Genomic DNA, 16,208 nt, shown 5'->3' on the forward strand with positions numbered 1-16,208 from the left:
TCCACTTGAGTGATCCATGGGCTCCCGTTCGTCATGGCGGGCGCAGCGCCGCCGGCCATCGGACAAGCACTCTCTTGTATGAGACATACCGTCTCATCATGGAGAATCTGCGTCAATGGGGACCTCTGCCGGCTGTGCCGGCAGAGCCGGGGCGGGATGGGTCTTCTCGCGCGACACCGTGCCGCCCCGGGCCGAGAGGGCGGCGCACGGTCGCCCACCGCACCGTCGGTTGACGGAAACGGATACAAGCGTCGTCGACGCGGATCATCGTGCCGTCTCGACCCTGCCAATTGCTGACGCGATGAAATTGCGGATTCGGCTCGCGCGGGAATCGTCTTCTCATGGACAGCCAATGTGCGGCCATTTACGATCGGTGATCGCCCCACCTGCCCAAGGTGGCGACCAGACGGGAGCTCATGATGATCGTGGTAGAGGAGTACTCGGCCTCGGCCCTCTCGACCCTTCCTGAGGTGGGCAAAGAGAGAATCAGGCAGGTCGAGAAGGTCGCCCCCGAAGCGCTGGTCGGCTTTATTGATCGGTTGGTCTCCGATGGCAAGGACACGAGCGCCCAGCGGTACCGCACCTGGGATGAATTCATCGATTCCGCTCGTAGGTTGCTCACGGTATCGGTCTTCCGCCCCGTGCTCCCCGAAGAAGAACTCGTCATGGCCGGCTGGCATGAAAGCGCGCTGACCGGTGCCGACTACAAGGACGTTCTGGGCCGGCTCTCGGTGCTATGGGCCAACTGTGGCATGACGACCGTGAACATCCTGAGCCGGCTGCGGGAGAACTACGGCGCCACGATCTCGCACACGGAAAGGAACGATTTCACCAAGGACACCGTCGGTTTGGCGGTCACCAAGCTGAAGGAGAAGCCGGCCGGTCCGGATGAGATCTATATCCTCGACTGCGATCTGGGCGGCCTGCATAATTTCCTCGTGGAAGTTCACCACGATGGTACGCGGTACCTCGTGCAAGGTTATCAGGGCGGATATTCCGCGATCTGGTGGTCGAGCAATACACCGTACGATCCCGTGGAGAGGGAGGCGAACAAGAGCGATATCGACCAGTGGCGAACCGACTGGGGCGGCGGAGACAACATCTCGGACAGGTACGATGAGCTACTCGATCTCCTGGCTCTGCTTGTACAGGACACGCAGGCGACCAAGTCCGGGAAGAGCGTATGGAGGCAATTGCCGTTCATGCCCGGAGACAACGCGGCGCTGGCGAGAAAGGGTGCCTACAACGCTCTCGATTTGCGCGTCGACGTGTACAAGCTCCGCAATCCGGCGGCCGTCTACGGCACCCTGAACGCTCGTATGGGCTCGCTGTGCGTGCAGGGAGTCCTGTCGTTGCCCATCGAGCCCCGGAAGGTCGACCAGGACGAGGTGGTGAAGGCGCTGGGTCTGCTCGGCCTGCAGGTGACCTGCCAGGTCGAGGTCCGTACCGGAACGTACAAGTTCAAGGTGGACGCCGACCGGGTTGGACCTGGCCAGGGACTGAAGGGCAAGTTGATCACCCGGGTGGGCGCCAGGGAGATCAATCGGCTCACCTGTGCCGACATCCCGCCGACCGGCGGGACCATCGACGTCGGCTACACGCAGGCCGGTGTCGAGAGGGTCGCGTCCCGCACCCGCCCGGCCGGCTGACCGCACCGATCCGTGTGGTGATGCCCCGGCCCGAACGCTCGATGAGTCCGGCCGGCCGGTGGCGTACGCGCCGGCGGTTCGACCGCGCCGCACGAGCGCGTCGCACCCGTCGCGGCGGGTTCGCGCGGCCGGGCCGGACCGAGCGGGTGGTCAGCTCCGGCAGAACGTCTCCGCAGAAGCATTCCGCGGAGACGTTTCCGCGGAAACGCCGACCGGGCCCCGAGGGCAGGTCAGGCGGAGGGTGACGACACCCTCGGCCGTCCGCACACCGGGCCGCGCTCCATCAGCGGACCCACTGGGCAGCCGCCTCCTTCGCCGCCTCGACCGCCGAGCCCGACGCGCGCTGCGACATGCGGCGGAGGACGATGGGCGCGATGACGGCGCCCACGACCGCCCACGCGGTCAGTACGCCGACCGTCGGCAAGGTCCGCCATGACTCGCTGATCTCGATCACGGCCGCGGAATCGGGCAGGAACGCCGAGCGCATCCCGAGCCCGAGCCAGTACATCGGGAAGATCTGCGCGACCACCTGGACCCAGCCCCACAACTGGTCGAGCGGGAAGAAGATCCCAGAGATCCCGGAGAGCACCATGACGGGAAGCATCCCCCAGGTGCCGACCTTCTGCGCGTTGGGCGCCAGTGACCCGATGATGATGCCGATGGGCAGCACCGCCAGCAGCCCGAGCACGGTGACCCACAGCACCGTGAGCCAGCCGGCCGCTCCCCGGTGCGCCAGGTCGTCGAAGAGCAGGAAGCTCGGTACGAGGATCACCGCGAACATGGGGACGATCGATATGGACTGGTAGACGACCTGGCCGCTGACGTAGCCGAGGATGCCGCGCGGCACGGCCCTGGCGCGCAGCACCGTGCCGTCCTCACGCTCCATGGCGAGTGTGTACGCCGGGCCGACGACCGTGCCGAAGGCGATCATTAGACCGAGGATGCTCGGCAACGCGACTGTCGGCGCGAGCAGCGAAGTGCCCTCGACCTTGTCGTTGCGGTTCCAGAAGAGATAGATCATGGCGGCGACGGCCGTGAACAGGTAGAAGCTCTGGTCCTGCGGGCTCTTGAGGCTGAGCTTGAACTCCGTCATGCCGCGTGCGATGCCGATGCGGACCGCGTGCGCTGTGCGGTTCATCGCCCGCCCTCCCTGGCCTCGTCGGTGTTCGAGTGCGTTTCGGTGCTGGAGCGCGCTTCGATGGTGTCGGCCGCCTCTTCGGCATTGCCGCCCTCGTGCTGCTGCACCAGCGTGATGTAGGTGTCCTCCAGGCTGGCGCGGCGCACCTCGAGGTCGGCGATCTCCTCGCCGTACTCGGCGAACAATTCGCGGACGAAGCGGGTGGCGTCGGCCGGCGCGTCGACGAACTGCTCACCACCCCGGCTCCACCGCACCTGACCCTTGCCGGCGATCTGCCGGGCGAGTTCGTCGGCGGTGCCGTCGGCGACGATCCGGCCCGCCGCGAGGATCAGGATGCGGTCGGCGAGCTTCTCGGCTTCGTCGAGGTCGTGCGTCGTGAGCAGGATCGTCGTTTCTTCCAGCTCGGAGAGCCGCTGGACGAGTTCGTGGAACTCCCGCCGGGCGTGCGGGTCGAAGCCGGCGGTCGGCTCGTCGAGGAACAGCAGCTCCGGTCGGCCGATGATGCCGATGGCGACGTCGAGGCGGCGGCGTTGCCCACCGGACAGGGTCAGGACCTTCTGGTCCGCCTGCTCGCCGAGGCCGACCATCTTGATCAGCTCGTCCACATCGTATGGACGTGTGCGTTCGGGGGTGGAGTAGGGCGTGTAGTACTGGCCGAGATGCCTCAGCAGTATGCGCGGCGTCCACCTGGCGTGGTCGCGCCATGACTGGAGTACGACGCCGGTACGCGCGCGCCAGTCTTCGTCCCCGGTGGCCGGGTCGACCCCGAGTACCTCGACCTCTCCGGCCGAGCGCGTACGGAAGCCTTCGAGGATCTCGATCGTGGTGGTCTTGCCGGCGCCGTTCGGGCCGAGCAGGCACACGATCTCGTTCGGCCGGATCTCGAACTCGACGCCCCGCAGCACGTCCTTCGTGCCGTACCGCATGCGCAGATCCCGCACCGCGACGGCGGGGCCGTCATTCGCCGTGGTGCTCCGCTGGTCGGTCTCGTCGGTCTGAACCACGTCACCACACGCCCTTCGTCAATCGCGCCCTGGAGGCCCGGCAACAGATGTTCCAGCGTTCTCCAGACGATCGGCCGGCTCAAGCAACCTAAGTTGCCCACCCCGGACATATCAACCGAGTTGCTCGGTTTGCCGGCTCGGGGCCGATTTCACGGTGCACTCCGGCTGGTAGAGCCACTGCCTGGACGACCGGACATGTACATAATGCGTTAATATAAGCTCCTTATGGATCCAGGATCTTCGACGGAGGCCACCATGCGCGACGTCCCCACCGGTGAGGTCGTGGCGGCGTCGCTCGAGCGGCTCACCCGCGCCGTCGTGCGCATGAGCGCGCGCGGCGACCTCTCGCTCACCGCTGCGCTGACGTTGTCGGCCTTGGACCGCTCGGGTCCCCTGAGGCTGACCGAACTCGCGACACAGGGCGGCGTGACCCAGCCCGCCATGACGCAGCTCGTCTCGCGCCTGCAGGAGGCGGGCCTCGTCGTACGCGCGGGTGACCGGGAGGACGGGCGGGTCGTACAGGTGCACATCACCGACGCCGGGCGTGCCGCCGTGGCGCAGCGCAGGCGGGTGCGGGCCGTGCTCATCGCGGAGGCGCTGGCCCACCTGGACGAGGCCGAGCGCGCCGGCCTCTTCGTGGCCCTTCCCGCCATCGACAGCCTGGCCGGCCTGCTGCCCGAGGAACCGGCGGCCGCCCGGGCCGTGACGTCATGAGTTCTCGAGATGGAGCGTGCCGATGAGTGACGTGGCCGGTGCGAGCGTGAGCCCCTTCAAGCAGCCGAAGGCGGTGTTCGCCGTCGCCTTCGCCTGCGTGGTCTCGTTCATGGGGATCGGGCTGGTCGACCCCATCCTCCCCGCGATCTCCGATGAGCTGAACGCGACGCCCAGTCAGGTCACGCTGCTGTTCACCAGCTATCTGGTGGTGACCGCGGTCGCCATGCTGATCACCGGCTGGGTCTCCAGCCGCATCGGGGCCAAGCGCACTCTGCTCACGGGCCTGGCGCTGATCGTCGTCTTCAGCGCGCTCGCCGGCGCCTCCTCCGGCATCGGCGGGATCGTCGGCTTCCGCGCCGGATGGGGGGTCGGCAATGCGCTGTTCATCGCCACCTCTCTCGCCGTGATCATCGCTTCGGCCAGCGGCGGCTTCGTGGGCGCGATCATTCTGTACGAGACCGCGCTCGGGCTGGGCATCGCGTTCGGTCCGCTGCTCGGTGGCCTGCTCGGCGACATCAGCTGGCGGGGGCCGTTCTTCGGGGTCGCGGCGCTGATGGCGATCGCCATGATCGCTACCGCCGTACTGGTACGGCCGATGCCGCTACCGGAACGCAGGACCGGCCTGACGGAGCCACTGCGTGCCCTGCGCCACCGCGGTCTGCTGACGATGTCGCTGACCGCGCTCTGCTACAACTGGGCGTTCTTCACCGTCCTCGGTTACGCGCCCTTCCCGATGGGCCTCGGCGCCGTCCCGCTCGGGTTCGTCTTCACCGGCTGGGGCGTTCTCGTCGCGGTGTTCGCCGTCTTCGGCGCCCCCTGGTTGCAGCGCCGCTTCGGCATCGCCCGCACGCTGTACGCCAACCTGGCGCTGTTCGCCGTCACGGTGCTCGTCATCGCCGTCTGGACGACCCACCCGCCCGTGCTCATCACGGCCGTCATCGTGGCGGGGGTCTTCATCGGGGTGAACAACACCGTCACCACGCAGGCCGTGATGACCGTCTCGCCGGTCGAGCGCTCGGTCGCCTCGGCCGCGTACGGGTTCGTCCGCTTCATCGGCGGCGGCCTGGCGCCCTTCGCCGCGGGCAAGCTCGTCGAGCACACCAACGTGCACGTGCCCTTCTACATCGGCGCGGCGACGCTCGTCCTCGGGATCGTGATCCTGTCCACCGCCCACGGTCACCTGGCCCATGCCGAGCGCGTCCAGGCGGCCGCAGGTGCGGGCGAGGTGGTGGCCGGGGCCGAGGAGCCGGTGGACGACGCGGTGGCCGCTCCGGCCCGGCGGATTCGCGTGATCGTCGGCGGTGACGAGCTGTCCGCCGCAGGCGACGCCGCTCCCCTGGCCGACGGGTGGGCCGCAGCCGACGCGGGAGCGGCACCGATCGTGGCGGCCATCGACGCCTCACCGGCCGCCGCGCTGGTGGTCGCCGAGGCCGTCAGGATCGCCTCGCTGAGCGGAAGCGCCGTACACCTGGTGCACGTACGGGAGAGCGCGGTGACCGGCGAGGCGGCCGTCGAGGGCGAAAGCCACGAGGCCCGCGCCATCGTGTCGCAGCACTTGGAGCGGTTCGCCGCGAGCGACGTACCCGCTGTGGGGGAGGTACTGCTCGGACCGGTCGACCACGGCGCGGCCGGGCGAATGGTGGCCGAGCACGCCGACCAGATCGGCGCGCGGCTCATCGTGGTCGGTGCTCCGACTCACGGCGGCATTGCCGCGCTGATGGACGCGAGTGCCGCCCGCGAGCTGGCACGGCACGCCCGCTGCCACATCTTCATCGTCAACCCAAGCCTGGCGACCGATCTCAGCGGCACCGCGGCCTGACCCGACCAGACCCCGGGAGACACCCGAAGGCTTTCAACCAGCCCGGGGCGGCGCGGGCGCGCAGGATCTCGGGTGGTGGCCTCGTCGGCGGGCAGGAACGCCTCCAGATGCAGCTCGGCTCTCGGTGCTCAGCGGAGGGTCGTCGCCGTGAACTGGGCGTCGGCGACGTCTCCTGAGCGCAGTAGGGGAGGAAAGAGCAGCCGTGCCTCCCCCCGGCGGTAGAGGGCCGCGGGTCGCCCGATCTGCGGTGCTCTGAACTCACCGGTGGGTTCGAGAAAGCGTTCCGCGCGAGTGACCTTGCGCCGGAAGTTGCTCGGGTCGAGAGGGAAGCCCCAGACGACCTCGTATACCTTGCGCAGGTCGCTGACGGTGAAGGGTTCCGGGCAGAACGCCGCCGCTACCGTCGTGTACTCAAGCTGCGATCTTGCCCTCTCGAGGGACTCCCGCAAGATGGTGGAGTGGTCGAACGCCAGCTCCATCTGGCCATCGAGCACCGACTCGACCGGTGCCCACCGCGCGCCCTGTGCATCCGACCCTGCCACCGGAACCGGCAGATCCGGGCCGAGCGCGAGATAGGCGACTGTGATCACCCGGCCCCGTGGGTCTCGTCCAGGGTCGCCGTAGGTATGCACCTGTTCCAAGTGCAGAAGGTGTCCGTTGACACCGGTCTCTTCCTCCAGCTCACGCAGCGCGGCCTGGTCCAGGGTCTCGTTCTCGCGGACGTGACCGCCGGGCAGGGCCAGCCGACCCAGGTGAGGTTCCTTGCCTCGTTCGACGAGCAGTACATGAAGCTCGTCATGGCGGACTGTCAGGATCACCAGGTCCACGGTTACTGCCGCAGGGCGGACCTGGCCAGGGTCGCCGTCATTGTCGATCATCACGTCTCACCTTACTAAAGGTCTCCTTGACTTTAACTAGTGGGACGAATTAAGGTCACGCCTACCTAAACCATGCCATGGGAGCGACATGAGCCACCCCCGTGTCTCCTTAGTCAAAGAACCTCCGCCCTGGACTGACCGAAGCGGTGAGGCCACTCGACATCTGTGCACGGGGATGTACCTGGACCGCGGGTTCCGGAACAAGGTGATCCGGCAGGTCCATAACGACGCTCACCGTACGGTCGCGCCCTCCTATGGATTCGACCTCGTCGCGGTGCTCCAGCACGCATGGCGAGCATGGGCGCTCGAGACCACACAGCACGTATGCGTCCTCTCGGTGTTCCTCATCGGCTACGCGTCGCACCCGCCAGCCACGGTGACCGCGCTCAGCGCCATCGGCATCTGGTACCTGGTCCTCACGATGCTGCGGACGGCTCCGACGGTGTTGCGGCTCAGGACGAAGAAGCTCATCGATCGATGGATGCGGCGCTACGACGTGTCCCGTGAAGACCTTCAACTGCCGGCGCAGACCCGGATGCTCCGGGTCAGCGCGGTGGGCTGCGTACTGCTGCTGGTCTTACCGGTCAGCGCGGCGGGTGCGGCGAACGTTCCGTTGCGTGACACAACGATCGTCGCGATGTCTCTTCTGGTGTTGGTGGCCGGCGTCATCGCGGCCGTGGGCATCGTCCGGCAACTGGAACTGTCCGTCCTGAGCAAAGCCACGACCTTCAGGTCCACGAAGCTCACCAGGCGGGGAGAGTCCATCGCCCGACAGCAATGCGATCCGCTCGTCGTGTACCGCAGGCCCGAGCCGAAGGGCGAGTCGGACGAAGCCCTGAGGCTGCCCGACCTTGATGACGTGTCAGGCTTCTTCGTGGGAAGCGGCCGGCTCGTCCACCGCTGGCGCCCACCTCTGGTGGTTCAGTTGCGGCGATCTCGCGATGGCGACGGTGACGACGACGCACCGCGGGAATTCGCCGAGTCGCCGTTCAAGGCGCACGAACTTGTTGATCACCTCAGAAACGCGATGAAGATGATCCGCCGTACCACCGACCCGATCAGGTTGCCGGGGCCGGGGGTGTGCGACCGCGTCTACGTCGCCGAAACCGATATGGCCGCTGGGCGAGATGAATCCCAGGTCAAAGCCGGTCTCAAGGATCTGAAGAGGATCATCAACGACCCGCATTGCGTCGCCCATCATTTCCTGGAAGTGAGCGTCACCAGCTCGGGAGAACTCGTGACCACCGTATTCCTACGGGTGACGGTCAAAGGTCGGTCACTGAGCCTCGACTTCGCCGCATGCGCGCTGACCCGTACGCCGATGGACTACCAGCTGTACGACACGTTCGCGCGGGGTGGGCCACGCGCGCTCCTGTATTCCGCCCTACGCGCAGTACGTGACCTGCCCGCTGAGGTCGCACAGATGTGGCGACTGAGCGGGACCCCTCTGATGCTCGCCGGTGCGGTGAGGGCACGAAAAGGCCGATCGTTGTTTCCGTATCGACGGGCTCTGGTCGGGACCCGGCTGAGCGTCCGTGAAGAGAAGTCGGTTTCCTGGCACGACTCAGAGTTCGACCATCCGACGATCTTTGACCAGATGAAGATCGTCGAACTACGCCTGCTCAAGGCCACCGAGGAGTTCCTCAGGTCCAGAGGAGTGGACACCTCGGCCTTCAGTAAACGCGCCGAGACGATCATTAATGCGAGCGTGCTCAATATGGGCGGGCGGGTCGATATCAACAACTCCGCGGTAGGGCCCAACGCGCAGGTCAATCACGGTGCCGCACACGGCACTGCTCCCGGAACCTCCACTGAAGGAGCTCAGCGGTGAATGAGCACCCGAACGTCAGCGGCATCCTCAACTACGGCGGCACTACGAACGTCGACTCGTCGGCCGTCGGCCACAATCCGGTGCTGAACCTGACGGCGCCAAGCACTGAGCACCGGCCCGAAGCCGGTGAGGAGAGCGGCGAGCTTTGGGACGTGGGAGTCATCACGATCCTCAGTGTGGAAACCCGGGCAGTTCTTCTCGCCCTGGGCTTGGCGAAGAAGCAGGTTGGGGGGCTCCACTTCTACGAAGGCGATGTCGACGCGGACGGCACGCCCATCAAGGTGGCCGCGATCCGAGCCCTCGGGCAGGGGCAACGTTCGACGATGGCGGCGTACGACAACCTGCGCCGGCACTATGACCCGAAGGTGATCGTGCTGACCGGGATCGGCGGCGGCATTCACCACGACGTCCAGGTCGGCGACGTCGTCGTGGCCACCCGCGTGGTCTATTACGACCTCCGTAAGGAGACGCCCAGTGGTACGCGGCACCGGGGAGAGGAGCGTGAGTCGCCAGCCGAGGTGGGCCACGCCGTGAACTCCTTCTTCACCGACCACGATTCCGCCGAGTTCTCTGTCGAGGACCCCGGTGGAACCACGCGTCTCATGCGGATGAGGAACGGTCCCATCGGATCGGGCGATGCGGTGATCGCCGACCGCGATGCCGAGATCCTCGAGTACCTGGCGGGGTTCAACGACAAGATCCTCGCTGTCGACATGGAAGCCGGCGGCCTCAGCCAGGCATGCCACGAACAGTCGGCCGGGTCCGGGCGGCCGCAGGGCTGGGCCGTCATCCGCGGCATCTCCGACAACGCCGGTTCGGACAAGAACGACGGCCATCATCGGGTCGCGTCATGGCATGCGGCGACGGCTCTCCGCAAGCTGCTGCCCTACCTGCGCGTCCACTCGAGCACGCGTTAAGGAAGTTCACGCTCACGTTCAACGCCCAGGTCGTGTCCTGAGGACACCACGGGCGCCGCAGACGCCGAGGCGGCGTGCGGACTTGTCGTGGTTCAGCCGGGTCCGGCGTCGGCGGGCGGCGCGTCACCGCTCGGCGGCGTTCGGCACCGCGCGTTCGGAGAAGTCCGAGTCGCCGGCCACGCCGATCACCTGTCCGGCAAGGGCGATCACCCACTGGCCGCACACGCATCGCAGGTAAGCGACCGGCCCCTCGGAGCTGTGCCGGATCGAGGTGAAGGGCACCTCGGCGAGGTCGAATCCGCAGGATGCGCACAATGAGCCGGTGGTCATGGAACAAGCCTGATGTAATGGTTCGGTGCAGTTCAACCCTTACGGTGGGGTGGCCGCCCAACTCGCCGTCGCCATCGTGAACGCCGGACCCGACGCGGGTCCCGAGAGCTTCGAGAACATCATCAGGGCCTATGACTACCGGCCGTCCTGCGAGGTCGACCCGGTCGAGGCGCGCGAGCTCACCCGGTGGGCCGGCCGCCTTCGCGAGGTCTTCTCCGAGCCGGCCGTTGAGCGCCGCGTACTGCTGGTCAACGAACTACTCGCGACCGTCGCCGCCCCGCCCCGCATCTCCCAGCACGACGGTCGAGCGCCGCACTTTCACTATGCCGACGACGATGCGCCACTGGTCGACCGGATCAAGGCCTCTACGGCGGCCGGCCTCGCTCACGCGCTGTGCGAAGACACCCACCGGATCGGTCTCTGCGCCCGATCACATTGCGACGTCGTGTACATCGACACCTCGCGCAACGGCCGCAGGCGCTTCTGCTCCGCGCGCTGCGCGAACCGTACGCACGTCGCCGACCACCGGAACCGGCGGAAGGGCGGTGCCGATGGGTTCTGAGAGCGGGAGATCGCCGCGCGGCTCATGGCCGGCCGAGAGCGGCGCGGCCCCGTACGAGAGCGAAGATGGCGTCGGCCGCCTGGGTGGTGGCGGCGTCGACGGCGTCCGAGCCCTGTCCGAAGGTCCCGTCCAGAACCATCGCCGCATAACCCTGCGTGGTGGCGATCACGGCGATGACCAGTCGCTGGGCCGCCGCCGGGTCCTTGTCGCAGAGTTCGAGGGCCGGTTCGAGGAAGACGCCGCCGATTCGGCGGCCCGCGGCCTGCAGTTCGGCGTATCGGGATTTGTCCAGGGTGGAGTTCAGCAGCACCAGGTAGAGGGACCGGTTGGCGGCGGCGAAACGTACGTAGCCTCGGGCACAGTCGGCGAGCCGTTCGGCAGACGTCTTGCCGGCCCCGGCCGGCTCGCCCGCCTCGCCGGTCTCGGCTTCGAGGGCGGCGGACAGTCGATCGACCGCGCGCAGGGCGAGTGCCACCAGGACCTCGTCGCGGTCGGCGAAGTGGCGGTAGGGCGCGGCGACGGTCACGCCCAGCCGCCGGCTCGCCTCGGCCAGCGAGAAGCCGGACAGGCCGTGCTCGGCGATCACCTCGACGGCGGTGTCGAGCACGGCCTCTTTGAGGTCGCCGTGGTGGTAGCGGCCTCGGTCAGAAGTCTTGGGCACGGCCATGACAGTAGTCGTAGTGGTACGACGCCGCCGCCTCCCAGGCGGTGCTCACGGTCGCCCGGCGGCTCACCTGATCTCGCTCGCCGACAGCGTGCGGGAGGGCGGCGTGGCCTGGGACGCGTCGACCTCCTCTTCGAGGGTGATCCGGGGAAGGACGCGGCTCAGCCACCCGGGCAGCCACCAGTTGGCCCGTCCGAGCAGCTGCATCACCGCGGGGACGAGGGCGCTGCGGATGACGACGGCGTCGATGAAGACCGCCACGGCCAGGCCGAGGCCGAACTCCTTGATGATGCGGTCGTCGCCCAGCATGAACGCCGCGAACACCAAGATCATGATCAGGGCGGCGGCGGTGATGGTACGCCCGGTGGCGGCGATCCCCCGGCGGACCGCGATCCTGTTGTCGCCGGTACGGACCCACTCCTCGTGGACGCGGGTGAGCAGGAACACCTGGTAGTCCATCGACAGGCCGAAGACGATGGCGAACATCATGGCCGGCATGTACGACTCGATCGGCCCGGCGCGGGTCACACCGATGACCTCCGCCAGCCGGCCCCACTGGAAGACGGCGACGAGCACGCCGAACGCGGCACCGATGGAGAGCAGGTTCATCACGGCGGCGGTGAGGGGCACGACCAGGCTGCGGAAGACGACGAGGAGCACCAGGAACGACAGGCCCACGATGGCCCCGAGGAACAGCGGCAGCTTGGCCGAGAGCACGTCGGCGAAGTCGGCGAACACGGCCGTGGTGCCGCCGACGTGGACGCGTAGATCGGATCCGTCGTGCGCCCGCGGAATGACGGTTTCGCGCAGGCGGTCTAGGAGCGCCGTGGTGGCGGCGTCCTGGGGTGCGGTGGCGGGGTAGACGGTGATCAGCGCGACCCCGCCCCCGACGGCGGGCATGAATTGCGGCGGTGCGATCCGGGCGACCCCCGCCTCGCGGCTGACGGCGCCGGCCACCTGGTCCAGCGCCGCGCGTTGATCCGGGCCGTTCACCGCGGCGGTCAGGTAGAAGGGGCCGTTGAAACCCGGGCCGAAGCCGCGGGAGAGCATGTCGTACGCCTGCCGGGTGGTGGCCTGCGGTGGATGGTTCCCCTGGTCGGAGGAGCCGAGCCGCAGCGAGAGCAGCGGCAGGGAGATGACGACGATCATGCCCAGCGCGACGACCGCCGGCACGATCGGCCGGCGGGCGATCCACCCTGACCAGCGGTCCCAGAAGCCCGAGCCGGTCTCGGCCCCCTCGGTGGACGCCGCCGCGGCTCGGGCGCGTTGGCGGCGCGACAGCACCCGTGGGCCGAGCAGGCCGAGCAGCGCGGGCAGCAGCGTGAGTGCCGCGATCATGGTCAGTGCCACGCCGATCGACGTGGCGACGGCCATCCCGTAGAAGAAGTCGACGCCCAGGGCGAACATGCCCAGGATGGAGATGCAGACGATGCATCCGGCGAACAGGACGGCGCGTCCGGACGTCCGCACGGCGTCCACGATCGACGATTCGACGTCGCGTCCCGCGGCGAGTCCCTGCCGGTGGCGCGTGACGATGAACAGCGCGTAGTCGATGCCGACGCCGAGCCCGACGAGCAGGATGAGCTCGGCCGAGTTGTCGGCGATGTTCATCACGTGGGTGAGCAGCTCGACGAGCGCCATGGCGGTTCCGAGCGAGGCGACCGCCGAGATGACGGGCAGCAGCATGGCCGTGACCGAGCCGAAGACGAGCAGCAGCACCAGCGCGGCCGCGAGTATGCCGAACGCCGCTCCGACGGGCGCCGGACGGCCGGCCGCCTCGGCGAGCTGCCCCGTCACCGCGGTCTTCAGCTCGGGGCCGGCGCCGGACTTGACGGTTTCGACGAACCGCTTGCCCAGCGTGGCGGGAAGTTCCTCGGCGCCGCCGTCGAAGGTGACGGTGGCGAACGCGACGCGCCGATCCCGGCTGATCTGCGCTGCGCCTTCCGGTGCGTACGGAGAGACGACCCGGGTCACCCGCGGGAGCTCGGCGACCCTGGCGAGCAACGCCTCGACGCGGGCCCTCGCGGCGGGGTCGGTGATCTGGCCCGCCGCCCGGCTCTCCACCACGATCTGCTCGGTGTCGCCGGACGCGTTGGACGCCGCGGTCTCGAGCAGCTCGCCGGCACGGGCCGAGTCGGTGCCCGGGAGGGTGAACGAGCTGACGTAGTCGCTGCCCGCGGCGCGTGCGGCCCCGGTGCAGAGTGCGAGGGTGACCAGCCATCCGGCCACGACGAGAAGTCGATGTCGGACGCACCAGGTGGCGACGGCACGCATGTTCGGGCTCCCTGAGAGTATGTAAAAGCTTTTTACATCTGGACGCCCACAGCATTGATGCGCTGGGGACGTCCTGTCAAGCGCGCTCTGCCGCCTGTTCCGACCTGCCGTCTATTGACAGAGCGCGATCTCATGATAAAGATTTTCACATTGTAAAATGCACTTACATCAACACTCGTGAGGAGCACGCCGGCCATGACCCGCCAGCAGCCCCACCGCTCGATCAGCCGGGTCGACGGCCCGGTGAAGGTGACCGGCGCCGCCCGTTACGCGGCCGACCACGACTTCACCGACCTCGCGTACGGCCATCTGGTGCTCAGCACGATCGGCGCGGGAACGATCCGCTCGATGGACGTCGCCGCCGCCCGCCGGGCACCGGGCACGATCGCGGTCTTCACGCCCTTCGACAGGCCGGCGCTGCACGGCCCGCTGCCGGGGCTGGCCCCCGTACTCGGCGAGAACCGCCTGCCGCTCCAGGACCGCGAGGTGCGCTACCACGGCCAGATCATCGGCCTGGTCATCGCCCGGACGTTCGAGCAGGCCCGCCATGCGGCGACACTGATTGACGTCGGCTACGACGCACGCCGGCCGGACGCCTCCTTCGCGGACGGCATCGCCGACGCGCGGCCCGTACCGGAATTTCCGCCGGTGGACATCCTGGCCGACGGGGTGCGGTCCATCGACGAGGCGATCGAGAACAGCCCGGTCACGGCGGGCGGCACATACAGCCAGCCGCCCAAGCACCCCAATGCCATGGAACCCCACGCCGCCGTCGCCGTCTGGCAACGCGGCAAGCTGACGCTCTACAGCGGCACACAGGGGCCGGCCGCCCACGCCTTGGAGATGGCGACCGCGTTGGGTGTGGACGAGACCGATGTTCACGTGGTCAACCCGCATGTCGGCGGCGGCTTCGGCGGCAAGGCGACGACCTGGGCGCCCACGATGCTGGCCGCCGCCGCGGCGCGGGCGTGCAAGCGCCCGGTGAAGCTCGTGGTCACCCGTGAGCAGCTCTACACGGTGACCGGGCACCGCCCGGCGGTGTCGCAGAAGGTCGTCCTCGGAGCCGGCCGGGACGGCGCCTTGACGGCCGTCAAGCACGAGGCCGTCTCGAGCCGGTCGAACTCGGGAACCGGCCTGGAGCTCCCCGGCCGGGTGACGCTGAAGTTCTACCAGTCCCTCAACATCCACGTGAGTCACCGGGCCGTTCCGCTCGACATCCCGACCGCGACGATCATGCGGGCTCCGGCCGACGAACCGGGATCGTTCGCGCTGGAGTCCGCCATGGACGAGCTGGCGTACCGGCTCGGCATGGACCCGATCGACCTGCGGAGAAGGAACGACCTCAGCGTTTCGCTCGAGAACGGCAAACCGTTCTCGAGCAAGCATCTCGACGAGTGCTATCGAGTCGGAGCGGCCCGATTCGGCTGGTCCCGGCGCAAGGCGAACCCCGGCGCGGTCCGTGACGGCGAGTGGCTCGTCGGGATGGGCATGTCGATGGGAGTTCTCCAGGCCGCCTCCGGGGCAGGCCCCACCGCGATGCGGGTGCGGTTCCACGCCAACGGCACCGCGTCCGTGGCCGCCGCCACCGCCGATCTCGGCACCGGAATGCGCACGGTGCTGGCCGCCGTCGCCGCCGATGGTCTCGGGCTACCGGTCGAACGGATCCGGGTCGCCGTCGGCGACTCCACCCTCCCCGTCGTTCCCGGCCCCTACTCCGGCTACGGCGCGGTCGGGTCCGGCTCGACCTTCAACAACGCCCCGGCGGTGCAGGACGCGGCGCGGGCCGCCCAACGGGCACTGATCCGGCATGCGACAGAGGAGCAGCGGTCCCCTTTCCACGGCATGGACCCCGGTGAGGTGCGGTACGAAGGCGGTGTCCTGCGCGCCCGCAACCTCACAGTGCCCTTCGGCAGGCTGCTGACTCTCACCCGTACACCTCATGAGGGCGTCACCGAGGTCACCGCGCCCGGACCGGAGCAGCAGCAGTACGCGTTCGCCTCGTTCGCCGCGCACTTCTGCGAGGTCAGGGTCAACAGATGGACCCGCGAACCGCGCGTGTCCCGGTTTACGACCGTCGTCGACGCGGGCACCATCATCAACGCCAAGACCGCCGCGAGCCAGATCACCGGAGGTGTCATCTTCGGCCTCGGGCAGGCCCTGCTCGAAGACACGACGTTCGAGCCCGCGACCGGCCGCATGGCCAACGCCAACCTCGCCGACTACCTGCTGCCCGTCAACGCCGACGTCCCCGCAATGGACGTGCACTTCCTCGACCACCCCGACACCAAGATCAGCTCCATCGGCGCGCGGGGCCTCGGTGAACTCGGCACGATCGGAGCGGCGGCCGCCGTCGCCAACGCGATCTACAACGCCACCGGCAAGCGGATCCGCGACCTCCCGATCACCTGCGACAAGCTCCTCGGCTGAA

At 68.2% G+C, this 16,208-nt stretch carries 13 protein-coding genes; 7 read left to right on the forward strand and 6 right to left on the reverse strand.

What is annotated here, in order from left to right; genetic code table 11:
- Positions 1-425: 425 nt before the first annotated feature.
- Positions 426-1,649: a hypothetical protein gene (locus HKK74_RS12070; RefSeq protein ID WP_187243242.1), complete on the forward strand. Its 1,224-nt coding sequence runs from the start codon at positions 426-428 to the stop codon at positions 1,647-1,649.
- A 283-nt stretch (positions 1,650-1,932) separates the two neighbouring features.
- On the opposite strand, the gene HKK74_RS12075 is transcribed toward HKK74_RS12070, so the two are convergent.
- Entirely contained in the window at positions 1,933-2,787 is an 855-nt protein-coding gene (locus tag HKK74_RS12075) for an ABC transporter permease (RefSeq protein WP_187243243.1), read from the reverse strand.
- Positions 2,784-3,713, reverse strand: a complete 930-nt coding sequence (locus HKK74_RS12080; RefSeq protein ID WP_187243350.1) for an ABC transporter ATP-binding protein — start codon at positions 3,711-3,713, stop codon at positions 2,784-2,786. The genes HKK74_RS12075 and HKK74_RS12080 overlap by 4 nt, the downstream gene beginning before the upstream one ends.
- Positions 3,714-4,046: 333 nt before the next feature.
- On the opposite strand from HKK74_RS12080, the gene HKK74_RS12085 reads away from it, so the two are divergent.
- A complete protein-coding gene (locus HKK74_RS12085; RefSeq protein WP_187243244.1) occupies positions 4,047-4,505 on the forward strand; it encodes a MarR family winged helix-turn-helix transcriptional regulator in 459 nt (152 codons plus the stop codon).
- A 22-nt stretch (positions 4,506-4,527) separates the two neighbouring features.
- Positions 4,528-6,324 (forward strand): MFS transporter, encoded by a 1,797-nt coding sequence (locus HKK74_RS12090; protein WP_187243245.1) that lies wholly within the window; start codon positions 4,528-4,530, stop codon positions 6,322-6,324.
- Between the two features lie 128 nt (positions 6,325-6,452).
- Here the strand turns inward: HKK74_RS12090 and HKK74_RS12095 are convergent, their stop codons facing one another.
- Positions 6,453-7,202 (reverse strand): NUDIX hydrolase, encoded by a 750-nt coding sequence (locus tag HKK74_RS12095; RefSeq protein ID WP_187243246.1) that lies wholly within the window; start codon positions 7,200-7,202, stop codon positions 6,453-6,455.
- 481 nt (positions 7,203-7,683) lie between these two features.
- On the opposite strand from HKK74_RS12095, the gene HKK74_RS12100 reads away from it, so the two are divergent.
- Positions 7,684-9,033, forward strand: coding sequence for an AbeC-like domain-containing protein (locus HKK74_RS12100; RefSeq protein ID WP_187243247.1), 1,350 nt, complete (start codon positions 7,684-7,686; stop codon positions 9,031-9,033).
- A complete protein-coding gene (locus tag HKK74_RS12105) occupies positions 9,030-9,950 on the forward strand; it encodes a 5'-methylthioadenosine/S-adenosylhomocysteine nucleosidase family protein (protein ID WP_187243248.1) in 921 nt (306 codons plus the stop codon). Before HKK74_RS12100 ends, HKK74_RS12105 begins: the two co-directional genes overlap by 4 nt.
- A gap of 123 nt (positions 9,951-10,073) precedes the next feature.
- On the opposite strand, the gene HKK74_RS12110 is transcribed toward HKK74_RS12105, so the two are convergent.
- Positions 10,074-10,280 (reverse strand): hypothetical protein, encoded by a 207-nt coding sequence (locus HKK74_RS12110; protein ID WP_187243249.1) that lies wholly within the window; start codon positions 10,278-10,280, stop codon positions 10,074-10,076.
- A gap of 25 nt (positions 10,281-10,305) precedes the next feature.
- On the opposite strand from HKK74_RS12110, the gene HKK74_RS41360 reads away from it, so the two are divergent.
- Positions 10,306-10,842: a CGNR zinc finger domain-containing protein gene (locus tag HKK74_RS41360; protein WP_187243250.1), complete on the forward strand. Its 537-nt coding sequence runs from the start codon at positions 10,306-10,308 to the stop codon at positions 10,840-10,842.
- Positions 10,843-10,864: 22 nt separating this feature from the next.
- Here HKK74_RS41360 and HKK74_RS12120 read toward each other — a convergent pair whose 3' ends face one another.
- Both HKK74_RS12120 and HKK74_RS12125 read right to left on the reverse strand, forming a co-directional pair.
- Complete coding sequence (locus HKK74_RS12120) at positions 10,865-11,503, reverse strand: TetR/AcrR family transcriptional regulator (protein WP_187243251.1); 639 nt, start codon at positions 11,501-11,503, stop codon at positions 10,865-10,867.
- Between the two features lie 69 nt (positions 11,504-11,572).
- Complete coding sequence (locus HKK74_RS12125; RefSeq protein ID WP_187243252.1) at positions 11,573-13,780, reverse strand: MMPL family transporter; 2,208 nt, start codon at positions 13,778-13,780, stop codon at positions 11,573-11,575.
- A 195-nt stretch (positions 13,781-13,975) separates the two neighbouring features.
- On the opposite strand from HKK74_RS12125, the gene HKK74_RS12130 reads away from it, so the two are divergent.
- The gene (locus tag HKK74_RS12130; protein WP_187243253.1) at positions 13,976-16,207 is read left to right on the forward strand and encodes a xanthine dehydrogenase family protein molybdopterin-binding subunit; all 2,232 of its coding nucleotides are present in this window, start codon (positions 13,976-13,978) and stop codon (positions 16,205-16,207) included.
- Position 16,208: the final 1 nt, after the last annotated feature.

This window comes from Actinomadura alba, assembly GCF_014323705.1.
GTDB classification, from domain to species: Bacteria; Actinomycetota; Actinomycetes; order Streptosporangiales; family Streptosporangiaceae; genus Actinomadura_C; species Actinomadura_C alba.